At 58.2% G+C, this 14,993-nt stretch carries 13 protein-coding genes and 1 riboswitch; of the genes, 8 read left to right on the top strand and 5 right to left on the bottom strand.

Annotated elements, in window-relative coordinates; genetic code table 11:
- The first annotated feature begins 58 nt into the window (after positions 1-58).
- Genes C7H08_RS07070 through C7H08_RS07060 form a run of 3 tightly spaced genes read left to right on the top strand, consistent with a single transcriptional unit; the run spans position 59 to position 2,975 of the window.
- The gene (locus C7H08_RS07070) at positions 59-1,678 is read left to right on the top strand and encodes a BCCT family transporter (protein WP_106671044.1); all 1,620 of its coding nucleotides are present in this window, start codon (positions 59-61) and stop codon (positions 1,676-1,678) included.
- Positions 1,650-2,111, top strand: a complete 462-nt coding sequence (locus C7H08_RS07065; protein ID WP_106671043.1) for a universal stress protein — start codon at positions 1,650-1,652, stop codon at positions 2,109-2,111. The genes C7H08_RS07070 and C7H08_RS07065 overlap by 29 nt, the downstream gene beginning before the upstream one ends.
- A gap of 9 nt (positions 2,112-2,120) precedes the next feature.
- Positions 2,121-2,975 carry a YihY/virulence factor BrkB family protein gene (locus C7H08_RS07060; protein WP_106671042.1) on the top strand — a complete coding sequence of 285 codons (855 nt, stop codon included), beginning with the start codon at positions 2,121-2,123 and terminating at the stop codon, positions 2,973-2,975.
- 71 nt (positions 2,976-3,046) lie between these two features.
- On the opposite strand, the gene C7H08_RS07055 is transcribed toward C7H08_RS07060, so the two are convergent.
- Both C7H08_RS07055 and C7H08_RS07050 read right to left on the bottom strand, forming a co-directional pair.
- Positions 3,047-4,564 (bottom strand): FAD-binding domain-containing protein, encoded by a 1,518-nt coding sequence (locus tag C7H08_RS07055; RefSeq protein ID WP_106671041.1) that lies wholly within the window; start codon positions 4,562-4,564, stop codon positions 3,047-3,049.
- The gene (locus C7H08_RS07050) at positions 4,561-4,704 is read right to left on the bottom strand and encodes a DUF2256 domain-containing protein (protein WP_106671040.1); all 144 of its coding nucleotides are present in this window, start codon (positions 4,702-4,704) and stop codon (positions 4,561-4,563) included. Before C7H08_RS07050 ends, C7H08_RS07055 begins: the two co-directional genes overlap by 4 nt.
- A 107-nt stretch (positions 4,705-4,811) precedes the next feature.
- On the opposite strand from C7H08_RS07050, the gene C7H08_RS07045 reads away from it, so the two are divergent.
- On the top strand, positions 4,812-5,489 hold the full coding sequence (locus tag C7H08_RS07045; RefSeq protein WP_227663135.1) for an HAD family hydrolase: 678 nt from the start codon (positions 4,812-4,814) through the stop codon (positions 5,487-5,489).
- Positions 5,490-5,505: 16 nt separating this feature from the next.
- On the opposite strand, the gene C7H08_RS07040 is transcribed toward C7H08_RS07045, so the two are convergent.
- Together C7H08_RS07040 and C7H08_RS07035 are read right to left on the bottom strand one after the other, a co-directional pair.
- A complete protein-coding gene (locus C7H08_RS07040; protein WP_106671039.1) occupies positions 5,506-6,786 on the bottom strand; it encodes a substrate-binding periplasmic protein in 1,281 nt (426 codons plus the stop codon).
- Positions 6,787-6,881: 95 nt separating this feature from the next.
- Positions 6,882-8,414: a cryptochrome/photolyase family protein gene (locus C7H08_RS07035; RefSeq protein WP_106671038.1), complete on the bottom strand. Its 1,533-nt coding sequence runs from the start codon at positions 8,412-8,414 to the stop codon at positions 6,882-6,884.
- Positions 8,415-8,598: 184 nt separating this feature from the next.
- On the opposite strand from C7H08_RS07035, the gene hemN reads away from it, so the two are divergent.
- Positions 8,599-10,008 (top strand): oxygen-independent coproporphyrinogen III oxidase, encoded by a 1,410-nt coding sequence (gene hemN / locus C7H08_RS07030; RefSeq protein ID WP_106671037.1) that lies wholly within the window; start codon positions 8,599-8,601, stop codon positions 10,006-10,008.
- 70 nt (positions 10,009-10,078) lie between these two features.
- Here hemN and C7H08_RS07025 read toward each other — a convergent pair whose 3' ends face one another.
- On the bottom strand, positions 10,079-12,100 hold the full coding sequence (locus C7H08_RS07025) for a methyl-accepting chemotaxis protein (protein WP_106671036.1): 2,022 nt from the start codon (positions 12,098-12,100) through the stop codon (positions 10,079-10,081).
- Positions 12,101-12,425: 325 nt separating this feature from the next.
- Here C7H08_RS07025 and C7H08_RS07020 point away from each other — a divergent pair, with 325 nt between their 5' ends.
- The 3 genes from C7H08_RS07020 (at position 12,426) to C7H08_RS07010 (ending at position 14,560) form a co-directional block, all read left to right on the top strand.
- Positions 12,426-12,572: a lmo0937 family membrane protein gene (locus C7H08_RS07020; RefSeq protein WP_106671035.1), complete on the top strand. Its 147-nt coding sequence runs from the start codon at positions 12,426-12,428 to the stop codon at positions 12,570-12,572.
- Positions 12,573-12,658: 86 nt separating this feature from the next.
- Positions 12,659-13,654, top strand: a complete 996-nt coding sequence (gene ubiU / locus C7H08_RS07015) for a ubiquinone anaerobic biosynthesis protein UbiU (RefSeq protein ID WP_106671034.1) — start codon at positions 12,659-12,661, stop codon at positions 13,652-13,654.
- Positions 13,655-13,666: 12 nt separating this feature from the next.
- Positions 13,667-14,560 carry a U32 family peptidase gene (locus tag C7H08_RS07010; RefSeq protein ID WP_106671033.1) on the top strand — a complete coding sequence of 298 codons (894 nt, stop codon included), beginning with the start codon at positions 13,667-13,669 and terminating at the stop codon, positions 14,558-14,560.
- A 172-nt stretch (positions 14,561-14,732) separates the two neighbouring features.
- Positions 14,733-14,935: riboswitch (cobalamin riboswitch) on the top strand.
- The last annotated feature ends 58 nt before the right edge of the window (positions 14,936-14,993 follow it).

Below are 14,993 nucleotides of genomic sequence, written 5' to 3'. Positions count from 1 at the left end.
TGCATACCGCCTGTGATAAAGTGGCGCGAGTGATTTCATTCTGGTAACGGAGGCCTTTGTGCTGGAACGCCTGCAAAATCGGTTGGGTCTGCAGACGATACCCGGAATCTTTTTTACTTCCGCGGGTATTGCAGCGCTATTCGTTGTTCTTGCGGTTCCCTTTGATCAGCAGGTTGCTGACAGCTTTGGTGTTCTGACTGGCTGGGTCGCCCGCAACCTTGGCTGGTTTTATATTCTGGCGGTCAGTTCGCTATTGATCTTCCTGCTTGGCCTGGCGGTGAGCCGCTATGGCAACATTCGTCTGGGCGCCGATGACAGCCGTCCTGATTATTCCAACCTGACCTGGTTCACCATGCTGTTTGCCGCCGGCATCGGCACTATTCTGATGTTCTGGGGTGTGGCCGAGCCGGTTTCCCATTTCGCCAATCCACCGTTTGAAGGCGTGCAACCGGGCTCGGAACGGGCCGCCAGCGACGCCATGACGGTTGCGCTTTACCACTTCGGCCTGCATACCTGGACCATCTTTGCCATGCCAGGGCTGGCGATCGGCTACTTCGCCTATCGGCACAACCTGCCCATGCGTATCAGCAGCCTGTTCTATCCGATACTCGGGGAGCGGGCCTTCGGGCCCTGGGGCTGGGCGGTGGATGTCATTGCCGTGCTCGGCACTCTGTTTGGCGTGGCGACCTCCCTGGGGCTGGGGACACTGCAGTTGAACAGTGGTCTGAACTATCTGTTTGGCATACCGTCCACCGGTCTGGTTCAGGTAATCTTGATTGCGGTCATTACCAGTATCGCCGCTACCTCGGTGGCTCTCGGGCTGGATAAGGGGGTGCGCCGGCTATCCCAGCTCAACATTGTGCTGGCCATTGCGTTGCTTGCGTTCGTGCTCACTGTTGGGCCAACCGTATTCATTGCCGAAGGGATGGTTCAGAGCGTGGGGGACTATCTTGATGCCCTGCCTTGGTTGGCCTTCTGGACTCAAACGTTCACCGAAACCGACTGGCAACGGAAGTGGACCCTGTTCTACTGGGCCTGGACCATTTCCTGGGCGCCTTATGTCGGCATTTTTATCGCCCGGATTTCACGGGGGCGGACCATTCGTGAATTTGTCGCCGGTGTTTTGTTCGCCCCCACCGCCTTTACCCTTGTGTGGTTCGGCATTTTCGGGTTGTCTGCCATCCAGGTCGAAATGAGTGGTCAGGTAGCGCTGGCCGAGCAGGTGCAGCAGGATCCTTCCGTCGCCATTTTTGCGTTTCTGGACGCACTTCCGCTGGCCGGGGTGGCATCCGCTCTGAGTGTGGTGATCATCGTTATTTTCTTCACCACATCGTCAGATTCGGCCTCGCTGGTGATTGATATGCTGACCCGGAGGGATGATCAGCCCTCCCTGGTGCGTCAGCGGATTTTCTGGGCGCTGGCGCAGGGCGTCATTGCCGCTACCTTGTTGCTGGCCGGTGGGCTGGACGCCCTGCAGAACGTGATCACCTCACTCGGGCTGCCCTTCTGCATCTTGTTAATTTTCATGGCGGTGGCGCTGTTCCGGGCGCTTCAGGCCGATTACCGCGGCTACAGTATGGATGAACTGGTCCAGGGACGGGCCTTCCCGGAAGTGGAGGCTACTTCCGACACCAAACAGGAGAGCGAGTATGTATCGGAAACTGTTGATCGCCATTGATCCGGAAGACGACGGCGAGGGTAAGCGTGCCCTGGAAGCCGCCATGGATCTGTTGGCCGAGGATGGTGAGTTGCACCTCGCCAGTGTTTACAGTCCGGGCGGAGGTGGGTTCTTCCCGCATGTAACGGAAGCTGCACCGGAGCAGAAAGAGGCTGAGGTTCGGGAGGTGCTGGATCTACTTGTACGAAAATATCTGCCATTGAACCGAAACGCGAGCTTGCATGTGATCGCAGGCAGCGCCGGCGAAAAGCTGGTGGGGTTGGCGGGCCAGCTCTGTGCCGACCTGATGCTATTGGTATCCCGCGGAGGAGGTGGTTACTGGCCGTTGCGCCGGGCGACGGTGGAGCATGTCTCGGTTAACTCACCCTGTCCGGTACTTGTGCTGCCGTCGCTGGAAAAGGTCGAGCCGGGAAAAGGTGAAGAAAACAGCTAAGCGATGCCCATGACTGACAGAACGGTAAATGACGGTTCCCCTGCTGTATTTATGCATCGGCTTTGGCTGTTCTCACGCCAGGTATTGCGCCACTTTTTTCGCAACCGGGGGATTCTGCTGGCAGGGGGGGTTGGTTACAACGTTCTGTTATCAGCGGTGCCCCTGCTAGCCATGCTGGGGGTTCTGCTGACGCGCGTGGTGGAAGAGGAACAGCTGCTGGAGGTTATGTCGATCCAGGCTCAGCACTTTGCGCCCGCCCACGCGGACGTGTGGTTGGAGGCGGTGCGGGCGTTCATGGAATCGCGGGATATCATCGGAATTGCGGGTCTTCCGGTGCTGCTGTTCTTCAGTTCGTTCGCTTTCCGGATGCTGGAAGACTCGATTGCCATTATCTTCCACCGCCCGGATAATCCCCGGCGCAGTTTCTGGCTCTCAGCCGCGCTGCCCTATGCCTTTATGCTGGTGCTGGGTATTGGCCTGCTTACGTTAACCTTGCTGTTTGCTTTCATCGATACGCTTTACCAGGCGCCGGGCATTCTGCTTTACCTTCTCAGCTTTGTCAGCGTCTTTATTATGTTCAGCGCCATCTACAAGGTGCTTCCCACTGTACGTATATCGCCACGTAGGGCCGTGGTTGGCGGGCTGGTCGCGGCCATTCTGTGGGAAGCGACCCGGCTGGTCATGATGTACTACTTCCTCAATATCTCATTCGTCAATGTGGTCTACGGATCACTGGCAACCATTATTGTCCTGCTGATCAGTCTGGAGGTCGGCTCCATCATTCTGCTGTTGGGAGCCCAGGTTATTGCAGACCTGGAGCTCAGTGAACGAGCAGGTTTGCCGTGGTATGTCAGGCTGGACTGACGGCAGCCAAGGTCAATGCTCAGCGTGAAGCTGGGGTCGGGCTGGCGGCCACTCCGGTACTGCTAACGCAGTCAGTCAAATAGCGATAACTGATCATCCCTTGCATTCTTCGCACCCGCTGGCCGCTTCTGCACGGGTCCTTTACGGCTGCCATGCTGCTTTAGTACGCGGCTGGTTTCTTGTTGGCTGACATGCTGCTTGCGAAAGTCTCCGACCGCCTTGCGAGCCGCGCGGGCTGCCTGCTCATGGTCGCAGACCGGAGCAATGTAGGTGTTGCCACCGAACCGCGTCTTCTGGGCGGGCGTCATCAGCCATGGGGTGTGGATCATTTCGGTGGGTACCCCGGCCAGTTCCGGAATCCAGCGGCGGATGAATTCACCGTCCGGGTCCAGTTTCTGGCTTTGCAGCACCGGGTTGTAGATCCGCAAGGCATTAATGCCGGTCAGGCCCGATTGCATCTGGGTCTGGGAGTAATGAATGCCCGGCTCGAAATCGGTAAACCATCGCGCCAGGTGCAGGGCCGGGTCACGCCAGTGCAGCCATAACTGATAACTGGCCACCGCCATTAGCATCGCCCGCATCCGGAAATTGAGCCAGCCGGTGTGTTGAAGGCTGCGCATGCAGGCATCCACCAACGGCCAGCCAGTCTGGCCTTGCCGCCAGCGCTGTAGACGCTCCGAGTGATTCGGTCCGGTTTTCAGGCCTTCCAGTTCCCGGTGCATGGCGCGAAATTCCAGCTCCGGCTCGTCTTCCAGTTTCTGGATAAAGTGACAATGCCAGTGCAGGCGAGAGCGGAAGCTGGTCAGACTTTTCTTTTTGCGCGGCAGACTGTTGCGGTGCTCGCCGGCCGCTTTGGCGCCCTGATACACCTCGCGCAGACTGACGGAACCGTAGGCCAGGTGCGGACTCAGGCGCGAGCAGGCCCGGACAGCCGTAAGCGGGCTGGAGATGTTGTACTGATAGCCGACACAGCGCCGTTCCAGGAAAGATGCGAGCAGTTTTTCGCCCCGCAGGCTGCCGCCCGCCTGCCGGTCCGGACAGTGGTCGGGCAGGGCGAAGTCTGGTGCGGAGGTGTCCTGTTGTGGAAGCTGGCCTGTGACGATGCCCGGAATCACCGTCGGGGCACTCAGCACCGGTTGGCGCATCAGCTGGCTCCAGGCTTTGTCCCAAACATCCCGGTCTTTCAGCCGGCGCACCACGCCAAACTGGTTCCACTCCCGGAACTCCACCTGATGTTCAGAACACCAGCCGATAACGCGCTGGTCGCGTTCGAAGGTCCATTGCCCACCGGTTTCCTGGTGGCAGAACACGCGCTCAACCGAGTGGCTTGCCTTGAGCTGCTTGAGCGCGTCATCAACCGACCCACGCATCACCACCAGTTGGCTGCCGGTTTTGCGTAGTTGCTGGTCGAGGTCGTCCAGGGAGTCCCGGATAAAGTGCCACTGGCGAGCGCTGGTGTCGGGCTGCTGCCAGTAGTCGTCCTCAATCACGTATAACGGAATCACCGGCTCTCCCAGGGCGGCGGCGGCCACCAGTGGGGCATGATCGCGGGTACGAAGATCCCGCTTGAACCAGACTACCGTAGTCATGATTGCCCACTCCGGGAGCGCCGGCAGCGCTCGCTGCAGTAGCGGACGTTGTCCCAGTCTTTTGCCCATTTCTTGCGCCAGGTAAACGGGCGCTGACAAACCGGGCAGATTTTTTCAGGCAGGTGAGGTTTTTTGTGCATTGGCGGTTTTTACGTTTTACTTCAGAAGCAACTTTGGAAGATATACGTGACTGATGTGTGGAAGGTTTTCTTATGGCCAGATTCAATGAAGGGTTACGCCCCCATCGGTGCTGATCTTTGACTGGCACGGCACCTTGGTGGACACGCTGGACGCCATGTACCACGCGGTGGATGACATGCTGCCGGACTTCCAATCCCTGGGCCTGATGGAGTGCATGGTAGCGCCGGAAGACAGCAAAACCCCGGAAGACGCCCGGTTGGTGGCCTACGTTCGGGAGTTCGCGAAATTGCATCCGAAGGTTAAAGCTGACCGAAAAATCTCCCGCACCGACATCTTTGAAGTGCTGTTTGGTGACGATCAAGACGCCAAGCAGATTGCTCACAAGGCGTTCAATCACCATTATCGGACTCACTACGGCACCGTAAAAGCCTTTGAGCCGAGAGTCCGGGAGGTACTGCAAGGCCTGCACCGGCTTGGCATTCAGGTGGGTGTGATCACCAGCCGGGATCGGGAGTTCTTCGAGCACGAACTGGCGGCGGTGCAGAAACTGGATTATCCGCCGGGCCCCAGTGTGTGGTATGTGGGGGATTCAACCACCGATGTGATCGCCGCCAAACGAGCCGGGATGACCTCGGTGTTTTTTAACGGTGCGCAGTGGGATCTGCCCTGGCTGAACCGGATTTTCCCCGGCACTCACAAACATCCGGACAAACCGGACGTGGTGGTGAATGACTTTTCAGAATTCTGGGCGTTGGTGCTGGCGTGCGAGGTGGGGCCACCTTGAGTGATTACTCAGAGGCCTAAAACGGCGCGGTTTCCGTCGTTCTTTCTCGGGCGGACTGATCGAAGTTGTGTAATGCCTCTTCGATGGCAAGGCCCAGTACCAGTACGCCCTCAACGCCGTTGTTCGGTTCGTGCAAGGGTATCGGCACGCTGACCGTGATCTGGAACTGTGTGGTGGAGGCGTCGTACCGAATCGGGGAGATCCAGAGATCGGCTTTGCGCTCGAATCCCCACGCGGTTTCTGCGGCAACTTCCTGAAACTTGGGCTCGTCGCCCTGCCAATAATCCGAAGACAACTGGCTCATAGCCACCAGGGCGCCCTTGTGATCGGTCAGCAGAATCTCGGTGACCATTCCGGCATGATCCGCCTTCCAGCGCCTCAGGTTTTCTGACGCCGGCAGAGCCAGAATCTCGCTGGCCAGGGGTGTCGGTTGCTGGGGTGCCAGCGCCTGCCAGATGGTGTCCTCGGTAAGTATGTCAGTGAAGGTGTCAAACCCTGGTCTCTGATGGATCGCCTGGGCCAGGTCCACTTCGCTCATAAGGTCCAGGATCAGGCGATTGGCGACAATGGCAAGGTGTTGTTGTTCCTCTTGCGTCAGTTGCATGTGCGCGCCCATGCAATCTGGCAGTTGCCGGTTGAACCGGGACAGAAAGTCGGGGCGTTTAGTGGCAAAGTGGTTATTCAGATACAAATGCAGGGGGGCATAGCGCAGGAACGTGCTTTCAAGTGACCGCCCCAAAGATGGCCAATCCTGCTGGAGGGCCGCCATGACTCGCTGGTCCATCAAGGCGAGGTCGATCCTGTTGCGCCTGAGAAGGGCCGGCAACTGTTCGGCAAAGCGCACGGAAATGGACGGTTGAAAACCGTTCTGTATGAGCCAGGCTTCCTCATTGCTGCCACCGATAACGCCGATTTTTGCGGTGGCGGGTTCGGGGCGCGGACCCTGGTAAAACCAGTACCATTTTTCGAGGGCCACCGGGTGGCTGATCACGGCGGCTTCGTCCATTTCGGGGGACGGGTCGACGGCAAAATAACCATCGACCAGATTGCGCTGCAGGGTATAGCGGGCGCGAATCTGGGGCATCAGGCGAATGTGGATGCTGGCGCCGGCTCGGTCCATGGCACAGCGCACGGTGTCTACGGTCTCACCGATGACCTGGGGGCCATCAGGCGAGGGGTTGGCGTGCTGATAGGGTGGAGAATTAAAGGTGTATAAACTGACAACGATCTCATCGGCTGCGGCAGCCCGACAGACCACTGCAAGCAGTACGACAACGGTAAGCGCCCTGACAGACATGTCTTGCTCCAGCATCCAAGTTGCTGACAATGAATCAATGCCAGAAGCATAGCAGTCATATGGCTGCTTTTCCGTAAGCCTGCTTTTTTGGCCTGTTAAAGCTGTTCAATGTTCTTCAGCAGCCATTCACCGCGACTGAGAATGGCTTGCCGCCGTTCGTCCGGCTGCTTGTCCCAATTCCTGTACATCATGGTCATCCGCGGATTGTTGGCAAAATTATCCCGATGGCGGTCGATGAAATGCCAGTATAAGGCGTTGAATGGGCAGGCGCGTTCACCAGTGGCATCCTGCACCCGATAATGACAGTTCTGGCAATGATCCGACATACGATGGATGTACTTGCCACTGGCGGCATAAGGCTTGGAACCCAGGTAGCCGCCATCGGCATGCATTACCATGCCCAGGGTGTTGGGCAGCTCGACCCAATCGAAGGCATCAATATAAACAGCCAGGTACCAGTCGCAAATCTCCTCAGGTTTGATGCCTGCCAGCAGGGCAAAGTTACCGGTCACCATCAAACGCTGGATGTGGTGGGCATGGGCGTTGCGGGTGGTGGCATCGACTGCTTTGTGCACGCAGCGCATTTTGGTGTCGCCGGTCCAGTAAAACCAGGGCAGGGCGCGGGTATTGCCGAGCCGGTTTTCGCGGGCATAGTCGGGCATGTGCAGCCAGTAAATACCGCGCACGAATTCGCGCCAGCCGATGATCTGGCGCACAAAGCCTTCTACCGCATTCAGCGGTGCCCGGCCGGAGTACCAGGCTTGCACGGCCGCTTCGCAGGTGGTCACTGGGTCCAGCAGCCCGGTGTTCAGGTAAGGCGACAGAATGGAATGGAACAACCAGTCTTCTTTGTCAGACATGGCGTCCTGATAGTCGCCGAAGCAGGGCAGGGCAAAATCGATGAAGTGTTCCAGCGCCTGCTCTGCCTGCTCGCGGGTGACCGCAAAATGAAAGTCCTCGGTGGTGCCAAAGTGGTCGGTGAAATAGTCATTCACCAGTTGCAGAACGTCACGGGTAATGGCGTCCGGTTCCTCCCGGAAAGGCGCGGGCGCGGGCGGTTTGCCGGTCCACTTTTTGCGGTTGCTGGCATCAAAATTCCACTGGTCGCCTTCCGGTTTTCCGTCCGGAGTCATCAACAGTCCGGTTTTCTTGCGCATCTCGCGGTAGAAGAATTCCATGCGCAGCTGTTTGCGCCCTGTGGCCCACTGGGCAAACTCTTCTTTTCGGCAGACAAATCGGGTGTCCGGGCGGATTTCAACCGGTATGCCCAGCCGTTCATGCCACTGGCTGATCTGGGAGTGCAGCCGCCACTCACCGCATTCGGTGGTGATCAGCTTCTCCGGTTGATGCTCACCCGCGAGCCGGGCCACCACGCCCTCCAGGGACTGCTCGGGGTTGTCCGGATGATAGCCCTGGTAATGCACCCGCCATCCGTCTTGCTCCAGTTCTTGGGCAAAATGGCGCATGGCGCTGAAAATGAACGTCAGCTTTTTCTTGTGGTGATTGGTGTAGCTGGCCTCGTCGTAAACTTCAGCCATGACCACCAGGTCGTTGTCTTTGTCCGCTTGTTCCAGGGCAGACAGCTGGTGGCTCAGCTGGTCGCCGAGAATTAGAATCAGGTTGGCCATGCAGTCAGCTCCGGTCACGGGGTTTATCCTTAAGGGGTAGGCACAATACGCCATCGGCGCAAGGGTGGTTCAGTGCTCAGGCTGATACACTCCAGATGATACGCATCAAGTGGTGCCCGGGGCTCATAGGGCATAATGAGCGCATTCCGGCTTGCCGATCATTTCCGACCTTAGAGTTCTTACTATGGCTTCCAAGACCGCAGCAGAAAGCAACCTGCCCGCCTTTATCTGGGATGAGGCGCTGATCCGCCGCTATGATCTGAGCGGCCCCCGTTACACCTCGTACCCGACAGCGGTGGAGTTTACCCAAACCTACGGCATTGATGACATGGTCAAAGCTGCTGGCCGCAGCAAGGCTGCCGGAGGCCCCATCTCACTGTACACCCACCTGCCGTTCTGCGCGCACCTCTGTTACTACTGTGCCTGCAACAAGGTGATCACCAAAAAGCGCGACAAGGCCATGCCCTATGTCGAGCGGGTGCTGAAAGAGGCGGCTATCCAGTCCAGGCTGTTTGGTGCGGACCGGCCGGTGCAACAGCTGCACTGGGGCGGTGGTACACCGACTTTCCTGCCAAAGGATGTGATGCAGCACTTGATGGCTGGTTATGGTGAATTATTCAATCTGCAGTCCGGCGACGACCGTGATTACAGCGTCGAGATCGACCCACGGGAAGTGGACCAGGACACCCTGACGACGCTTTGGGAACTGGGCTTTAACCGCATCAGCCTGGGCGTGCAGGATGTGAACCCGGTGGTGCAGAAAGCGGTAAACCGCATCCAGCCCCGCGAAATGACCGAGGCGGTGCTGAATGAAGCGCGCCAGCTGGGTTTCCGCTCCATCAACCTGGACCTGATCTACGGCTTGCCGCACCAGACGCCGGAAAGCTTTGCCGAGACCCTGGATTCGGTGATCGAGCTGTCGCCAGACCGGCTCTCGGTGTTCAGTTATGCCCACCTGCCGGATCGGTTCTACCCGCAAACCCGGATTCAGCAGGACACCCTGCCGAGCCCGCAGCAGAAACTGACCATTCTGCACAACACCATCAACCGGTTGCTGGACGCCGGCTACGAATACATTGGCATGGACCACTTTGCCAAGCCGGACGACAGTCTGGCGGTGGCCCAGCGCGAAGGCCGGCTGCACCGGAACTTCCAGGGCTACACCACCCATTCGGATTGTGATCTGGTGTCACTGGGGGTGTCAGCCATCGGTCAGACCGACGATGCCTATTTCCAGAACAACCACGATCTGCCGTCCTGGGAAGCCGCCATTGACGCCGGCCAGCTGGCGATCATCCGGGGCGTTGGTCTGAGCCGGGATGACCGGATCCGTCGCTGGGTGATTGGCCAGTTGATCTGCCAATTCCGCCTGGATCGCACGCAGTTTACCGATCAGTGGGGCGAGGACTTCAATCGCTACTTCACTGATGAACTGAATCGCCTGACCCCGATGATTCAGGATGAGTTGATTGCCGACTCCGGCTCTGTCCTGCAAGTTCAGCCGGCGGGCCGCCTGTTGATTCGGGCCATTTGCCAGATTTTTGATATGTACCGTAAAGAGGGTGCCAGTCAGCGCTTCTCGCGGATTATCTGATCCCCGTTTCGGGGATTTGAACCAACAAGGGCTGCCATCTGGCAGCCCTTGTTGGTTTATGGCGGAGCGATTAACCGGCAACTTTGAATTCATTGGCCAGGTCTTGTAGCTGGCGAGCCAGTCGTGCCTGCTCCTGGGTGACCTGGGTAATCTCCTGTGAACCAGTCAGGGTCAGGATGGCGGCGTTACTAACGGACTCCATATTACCCGCCAGTTCCCGGGTAACCGCGACCTGTTCCTCTGACGCGGTGGCAATCTGGGTCGCCATGTCGGAAATGCCGTTGACGTCCATCAGGATCTCAGCGAAAGTTTTCTCCATTTCGGAGGCTTGTTCGCTGGTCTGATCCGCCAGTTTATGGCTGGCAATAATGGAACGGCTGGCGCTATCGGTGATGTTCCTGAAGCCGTTGATGATGTCCTCAATCTGAGTGGTGGATTCGTGAGTCTGGCGCGCCAGGGTACGAACCTCATCCGCCACCACTGCGAAACCCCGGCCATGCTCGCCGGCCCGTGCTGCCTCAATGGCCGCGTTCAGGGCCAGCAGATTGGTCTGGTCGGCCACTTTCCGGATCACCTCCATCACTCCGCTGATGGAGCCGCTGCGTTCTTCCATCTCTTCGATCACCTGGTTCACTTCCTGAACCGATTTTGCCAGGGTGCGGATCTGGGACACGCTGGCGTGCAGCACCTGTTCCCCGGTCTGGCTTCTCTCCATGGCCCGGCTGGAGGCATCGGCCACCTGCTGGGTATTGCGCGAAATTTCCTCAGACGTCGCCGACATCTCTTCGGTGGCAGCCGCCACCTGCTCAATCTGCTGTTGCTGGTTTTTGATCTGGCCCGAGTTCTGGCCGGCGGTTGAGCTGGTTTCCTCGGTGGCGGTGGCCAGTTGCACGCTGGCTTTGTCGATCTGCAACAGGGCTTCGCTGAACCGGCCGAACAGTTCGTTAATGGCTTTGGCAATGGTGCCGGTTTCGTCCTTGCTGGAAACCGGAATGTGTTGGGTCAGATCCTTGTTGTCCATGGCGTAGCGAACGCCAGACAGCAGGGCTGACACCTGAGTGTGGATGGCATGGATGATTACCATCATCAGGATGATAACCAGAACAATGGCGCCACCGGCAATCGCAAACGCGCCAATCAGGGCGGTTCTGGCAGTGGCGACCGCTTCGGCAGCGGCCTCTTCTACCTGGGCCAGCATCTGCGAGCGGGTGCTGTTGATGGCCTCGATACGCTGAGTGGCGCTACGGAACCATTCACCAGGCTCAAGGGCGTACATCCCGGAAGGGCTGCTGAGCAGGGTTGCACGCTGCGCCTGAAACTCCCGGCTGACCGGGAGCTGCGCCAGTTGGGCAATGTCTGCCCGGATGGCTGAGCCTGCCGGCAACAGACTGGTGGCAGCGTTAAGGTAGGCATCCTGTTGTCCGCTCATGCCGGTAACGCGGCCCAGGGTGGCCAGATCAAAATCGCCGGACCGAATTAATGCGGCACCGTTGGCGCGCTCTCGGCCTGCCATCTCGGCGGCTTCCGCCAGGGCAGAGTAACTGTTGATCTGCCGGGTGAGGTTCGCATCAGTTGATCGCCGCACCAACAAGGGGACGCGGTCTACCATTTCCATGATCATGGCGGTATAGCGGGTGGCCGATTCCGCCCCGTTAATACTGCGCATATCGATAGTCTCGCGCAGGTCGTTTAACCCGGCCAGCTGTTGCTCGAGGCGTGAGATACTGGCTTGAATCTCATCGTCAAATTCAGCGTCGGATGATAGTGCCTCAAGGCCCGTGCGGTAGTTGCGCAGGCTGCGGTCGGTGTCCTGGCGCTGTTCGTTAAGGTCGCGACGGGGTTGTTGCTCACCGTTGGAGCCCGCTGCACTGGACAGCACCACGGCTGAACGGCCGCGTTCCTTTTGTAGGGATTCCACAAGCGGGTCGCCCAGCTCTGCCAGGCTCACCATGGCCTGCAGTTGGCGCATGCTGCTCAGATCGTCAGCATTGCGCGAAATACTGAACGCGGCAAAGAAAAGGATCACCAGCAATGCCGGTAGCACCAGAGTGATGAGCTTGCCTCTCATGGACAGGTTGTTGAGGAATAACATGGGAGATCCTTTTCACTGAAATGTGTGGCTATTGTGGGCCAGTGTCACCGGCGTGAGAATTCGCAGGTTGGGGTAGCTGTGGAGGTAGTCTCAGCTCTGTAAGCTGTTGTAAAGTGTTGTTAAGTTAATGATTTATATCAACAAACTAAAGGGTATAGGTAATGGTGCGGAGAGTACCACCTCAGAGGTAGCTCAAGCCCTTGGTGTGCCAGCGAACAGACCGGGCCAGGGGCTGGCGCTAGTTTGATCATGAAACCATAATCATGAGAGGGCGTCGCCCTACACGCTCGTGGTTTGATGATGGGCCTGACAGGAGCAAATCGTTATGCTGGAAACAATTGCCGTCATTCTCGTGGTGCTTTGGATTTTAGGTTTGGTAACGTCCTATTCCATGGGCGGGTTTATTCATATTCTGCTAGTGGTCGCGATTGTCGTCATTCTGGTGCGGGTAATCCGGGGGCGAAGTTTGTAACCTTCTGATTCTCAAGCTGATAAAGGTCAAGGCATGTCCTGTGGGAGTGGCGGTATGGTAACGCCACTCTTGCAGTGGAGAATGCCATGGAACTTGTCTGCCCTGCCGGTAGCCTGCCCGCACTGAAAACCGCCGTGGATAACGGCGCAGACGCGGTCTATTTCGGTTTCCGCGACAGCACCAACGCCCGCCAGTTTGCCGGCTTGAACTTCAATGAAAAGCGCGCAGGGGAGGGCATTGACTACGCCCACGCCAAAGGCAGTCGGGTATTTTGCGCCATCAACACCTACCCGCAGCCAGACGGCTGGGAGCAGTGGAAAGGTGCGGTGGACCGTGCCGCAGGATTGGGTGTGGACGCCATCATCCTGGCCGACATGGGCCTGCTGGATTACGCCGCCAACAAATACCCTCATATCCCAAGGCATCTGTCTGTGCAGGGCTCTGCCACCAGTCATGAGGCCTTGTCGTTCTACAAGGACAACTTCGATATCCGCCGTGCCGTGCTGCCCCGGGTGCTTTCGCTGGATCAGGTCAGGAACGTGGCCAAACACAGCCCGGTCGAGCTGGAGGTGTTTGCTTTCGGCAGCCTGTGCATCATGGCCGAAGGCCGGTGCTATCTGTCTTCCTATTTAACCGACGAATCCCCCAATACCCGGGGCGCCTGCTCGCCGGCCAAAGCCGTGCGCTGGCAGGAGACGCCGCAGGGGCTGGAATCGCGCCTGAACGATGTCCTGATCGACCGCTATGGCCCTGGCGAATCTGCCGGTTACCCCACTTTGTGCAAAGGTCGCTTTGAGGTTGAGGGCAGCGTCTACCACGCCATTGAGGAGCCGGTCAGCCTGAATACCATGGATTTGCTGCCGGAATTGCAGCAGCTGGGCATCAGTGCGGTGAAGATTGAAGGCCGTCAGCGCAGCCCGGCCTACATTGCCGATGTCGCCCGCACCTGGCGCCAGGCGCTGGATGAATTGAGCGCTCACCCGGACAGGTTCACGATCGACGCCGAATGGCGCAACACTCTGGCCGGTCTTTCCGAAGGTGGCCTGACCACCCTGGGCGCGTACCATCGCAAGTGGAAATAAGGTTCTGCGATCATGATGAAGCTATCCCTCGGGCCGATCCTGTGGTTCTGGTCCAAACAAAGCGTTTTCGATTTCTACGCCAAGGCCGCCGAGTGGCCGGTGGATACCATCTACCTGGGCGAGGTGGTTTGCTCCCGCCGCCGCGAACTGAAACCGGATGACTGGCTGGAACTGGCCCGGGATCTGAAGGCCTGTGGCAAGAATGTGGTGCTCTCCACCCTGACCCTGGTTGAATCGGAAGCCGACTTGCGGCGATTGCGCCGGTTCTGCGAGCAGGACGAGTTTCTGGTCGAAGCCAACGACCAGAGCGCCCTGCAGGTGGCGATCCGCAACAACCTTCCGTTTATCACCGGCCCGTCCATGAACATCTACAACACCGCCACTCTGAAGATCCTGGCCAAACAGGGGCTGCAGGGCTGGAACCTGCCGGTAGAGCTAGGCAAGGAAACCTTGGGGCAGTTGATCAGCGAACTGGAACGCGAAGGCCTGGATCTGCCCGCCGAGGTGTTCTCCTGGGGCTTTCTGCCCCTGGCCTGGTCATCGCGCTGCTTCACCGCCCGCCATTACAATCTGCCCAAAGACAACTGCGAGTTCCGCTGCCTCGAGCATCCGGATGGCATGGAGCTGCGTTCCCGCGAAAATCAGGAGCTGTTCCGTCTCAACGGCGTTTCGACCCTGTCTGGCGCCCGCTATGACCTGATGCGGGAGCTGCCGGATATGGCGCGCATGGGGGTGTCGACCATCCGGTTGAGCCCGGAACATCAGGGTATGGATGAAGTAATACAGCGCTTCGATCAGGTGCGTCGTGGGGAATCACCGGCTACCAATCCGCTGCAGCTGGTGGAGGCACCACCGTGCAACGGCTACTGGTACGGCAAACCGGGGATGGAGCTGGTGGGCAAATAGAGGTTCGTAAAACCATTTCAAGGCTGGTTCCGCATCGTGCTTCATTTCACCACTCAAGCCTCGGTCAGTTCAGCGTTGGTAGGTGCAGGCTGCTTCTACCTGCATATCCGTGTTTCGTTCATAAAGAACTAAAATAAATAAATGTTATCGTTGAGTTCTAATTTAGACCGCTATATAGTTTCTGTGTCCTGGAAAACCACAATATGTTGTGTTTGTGGTGGGAATCCGGTGAAACTCCGGAACTGACGCGCAGCGGTATTGGGGAACGAGCGTGGCACATTGACACTGGCGGCACGCCGGGAAGTCGCCACGCAAGGCCGAATCTCACGATTCACGCTCCTGAGTCCGAAGACCTGCCAGGGCAACATGCACTGCACCTTCGCGACTCAGGGTGAACAGTTGGTCAAGCCTCGGCCCTGGTTGCCCATGCGTG

It is taken from the genome of Marinobacter halophilus (assembly GCF_003007685.1).
In the GTDB taxonomy this organism is placed as follows: domain Bacteria; phylum Pseudomonadota; class Gammaproteobacteria; order Pseudomonadales; family Oleiphilaceae; genus Marinobacter; species Marinobacter halophilus.
Note: the sequence above shows the minus strand (reverse complement) of the source record. Positions and strands in the feature narration are given on the sequence as shown.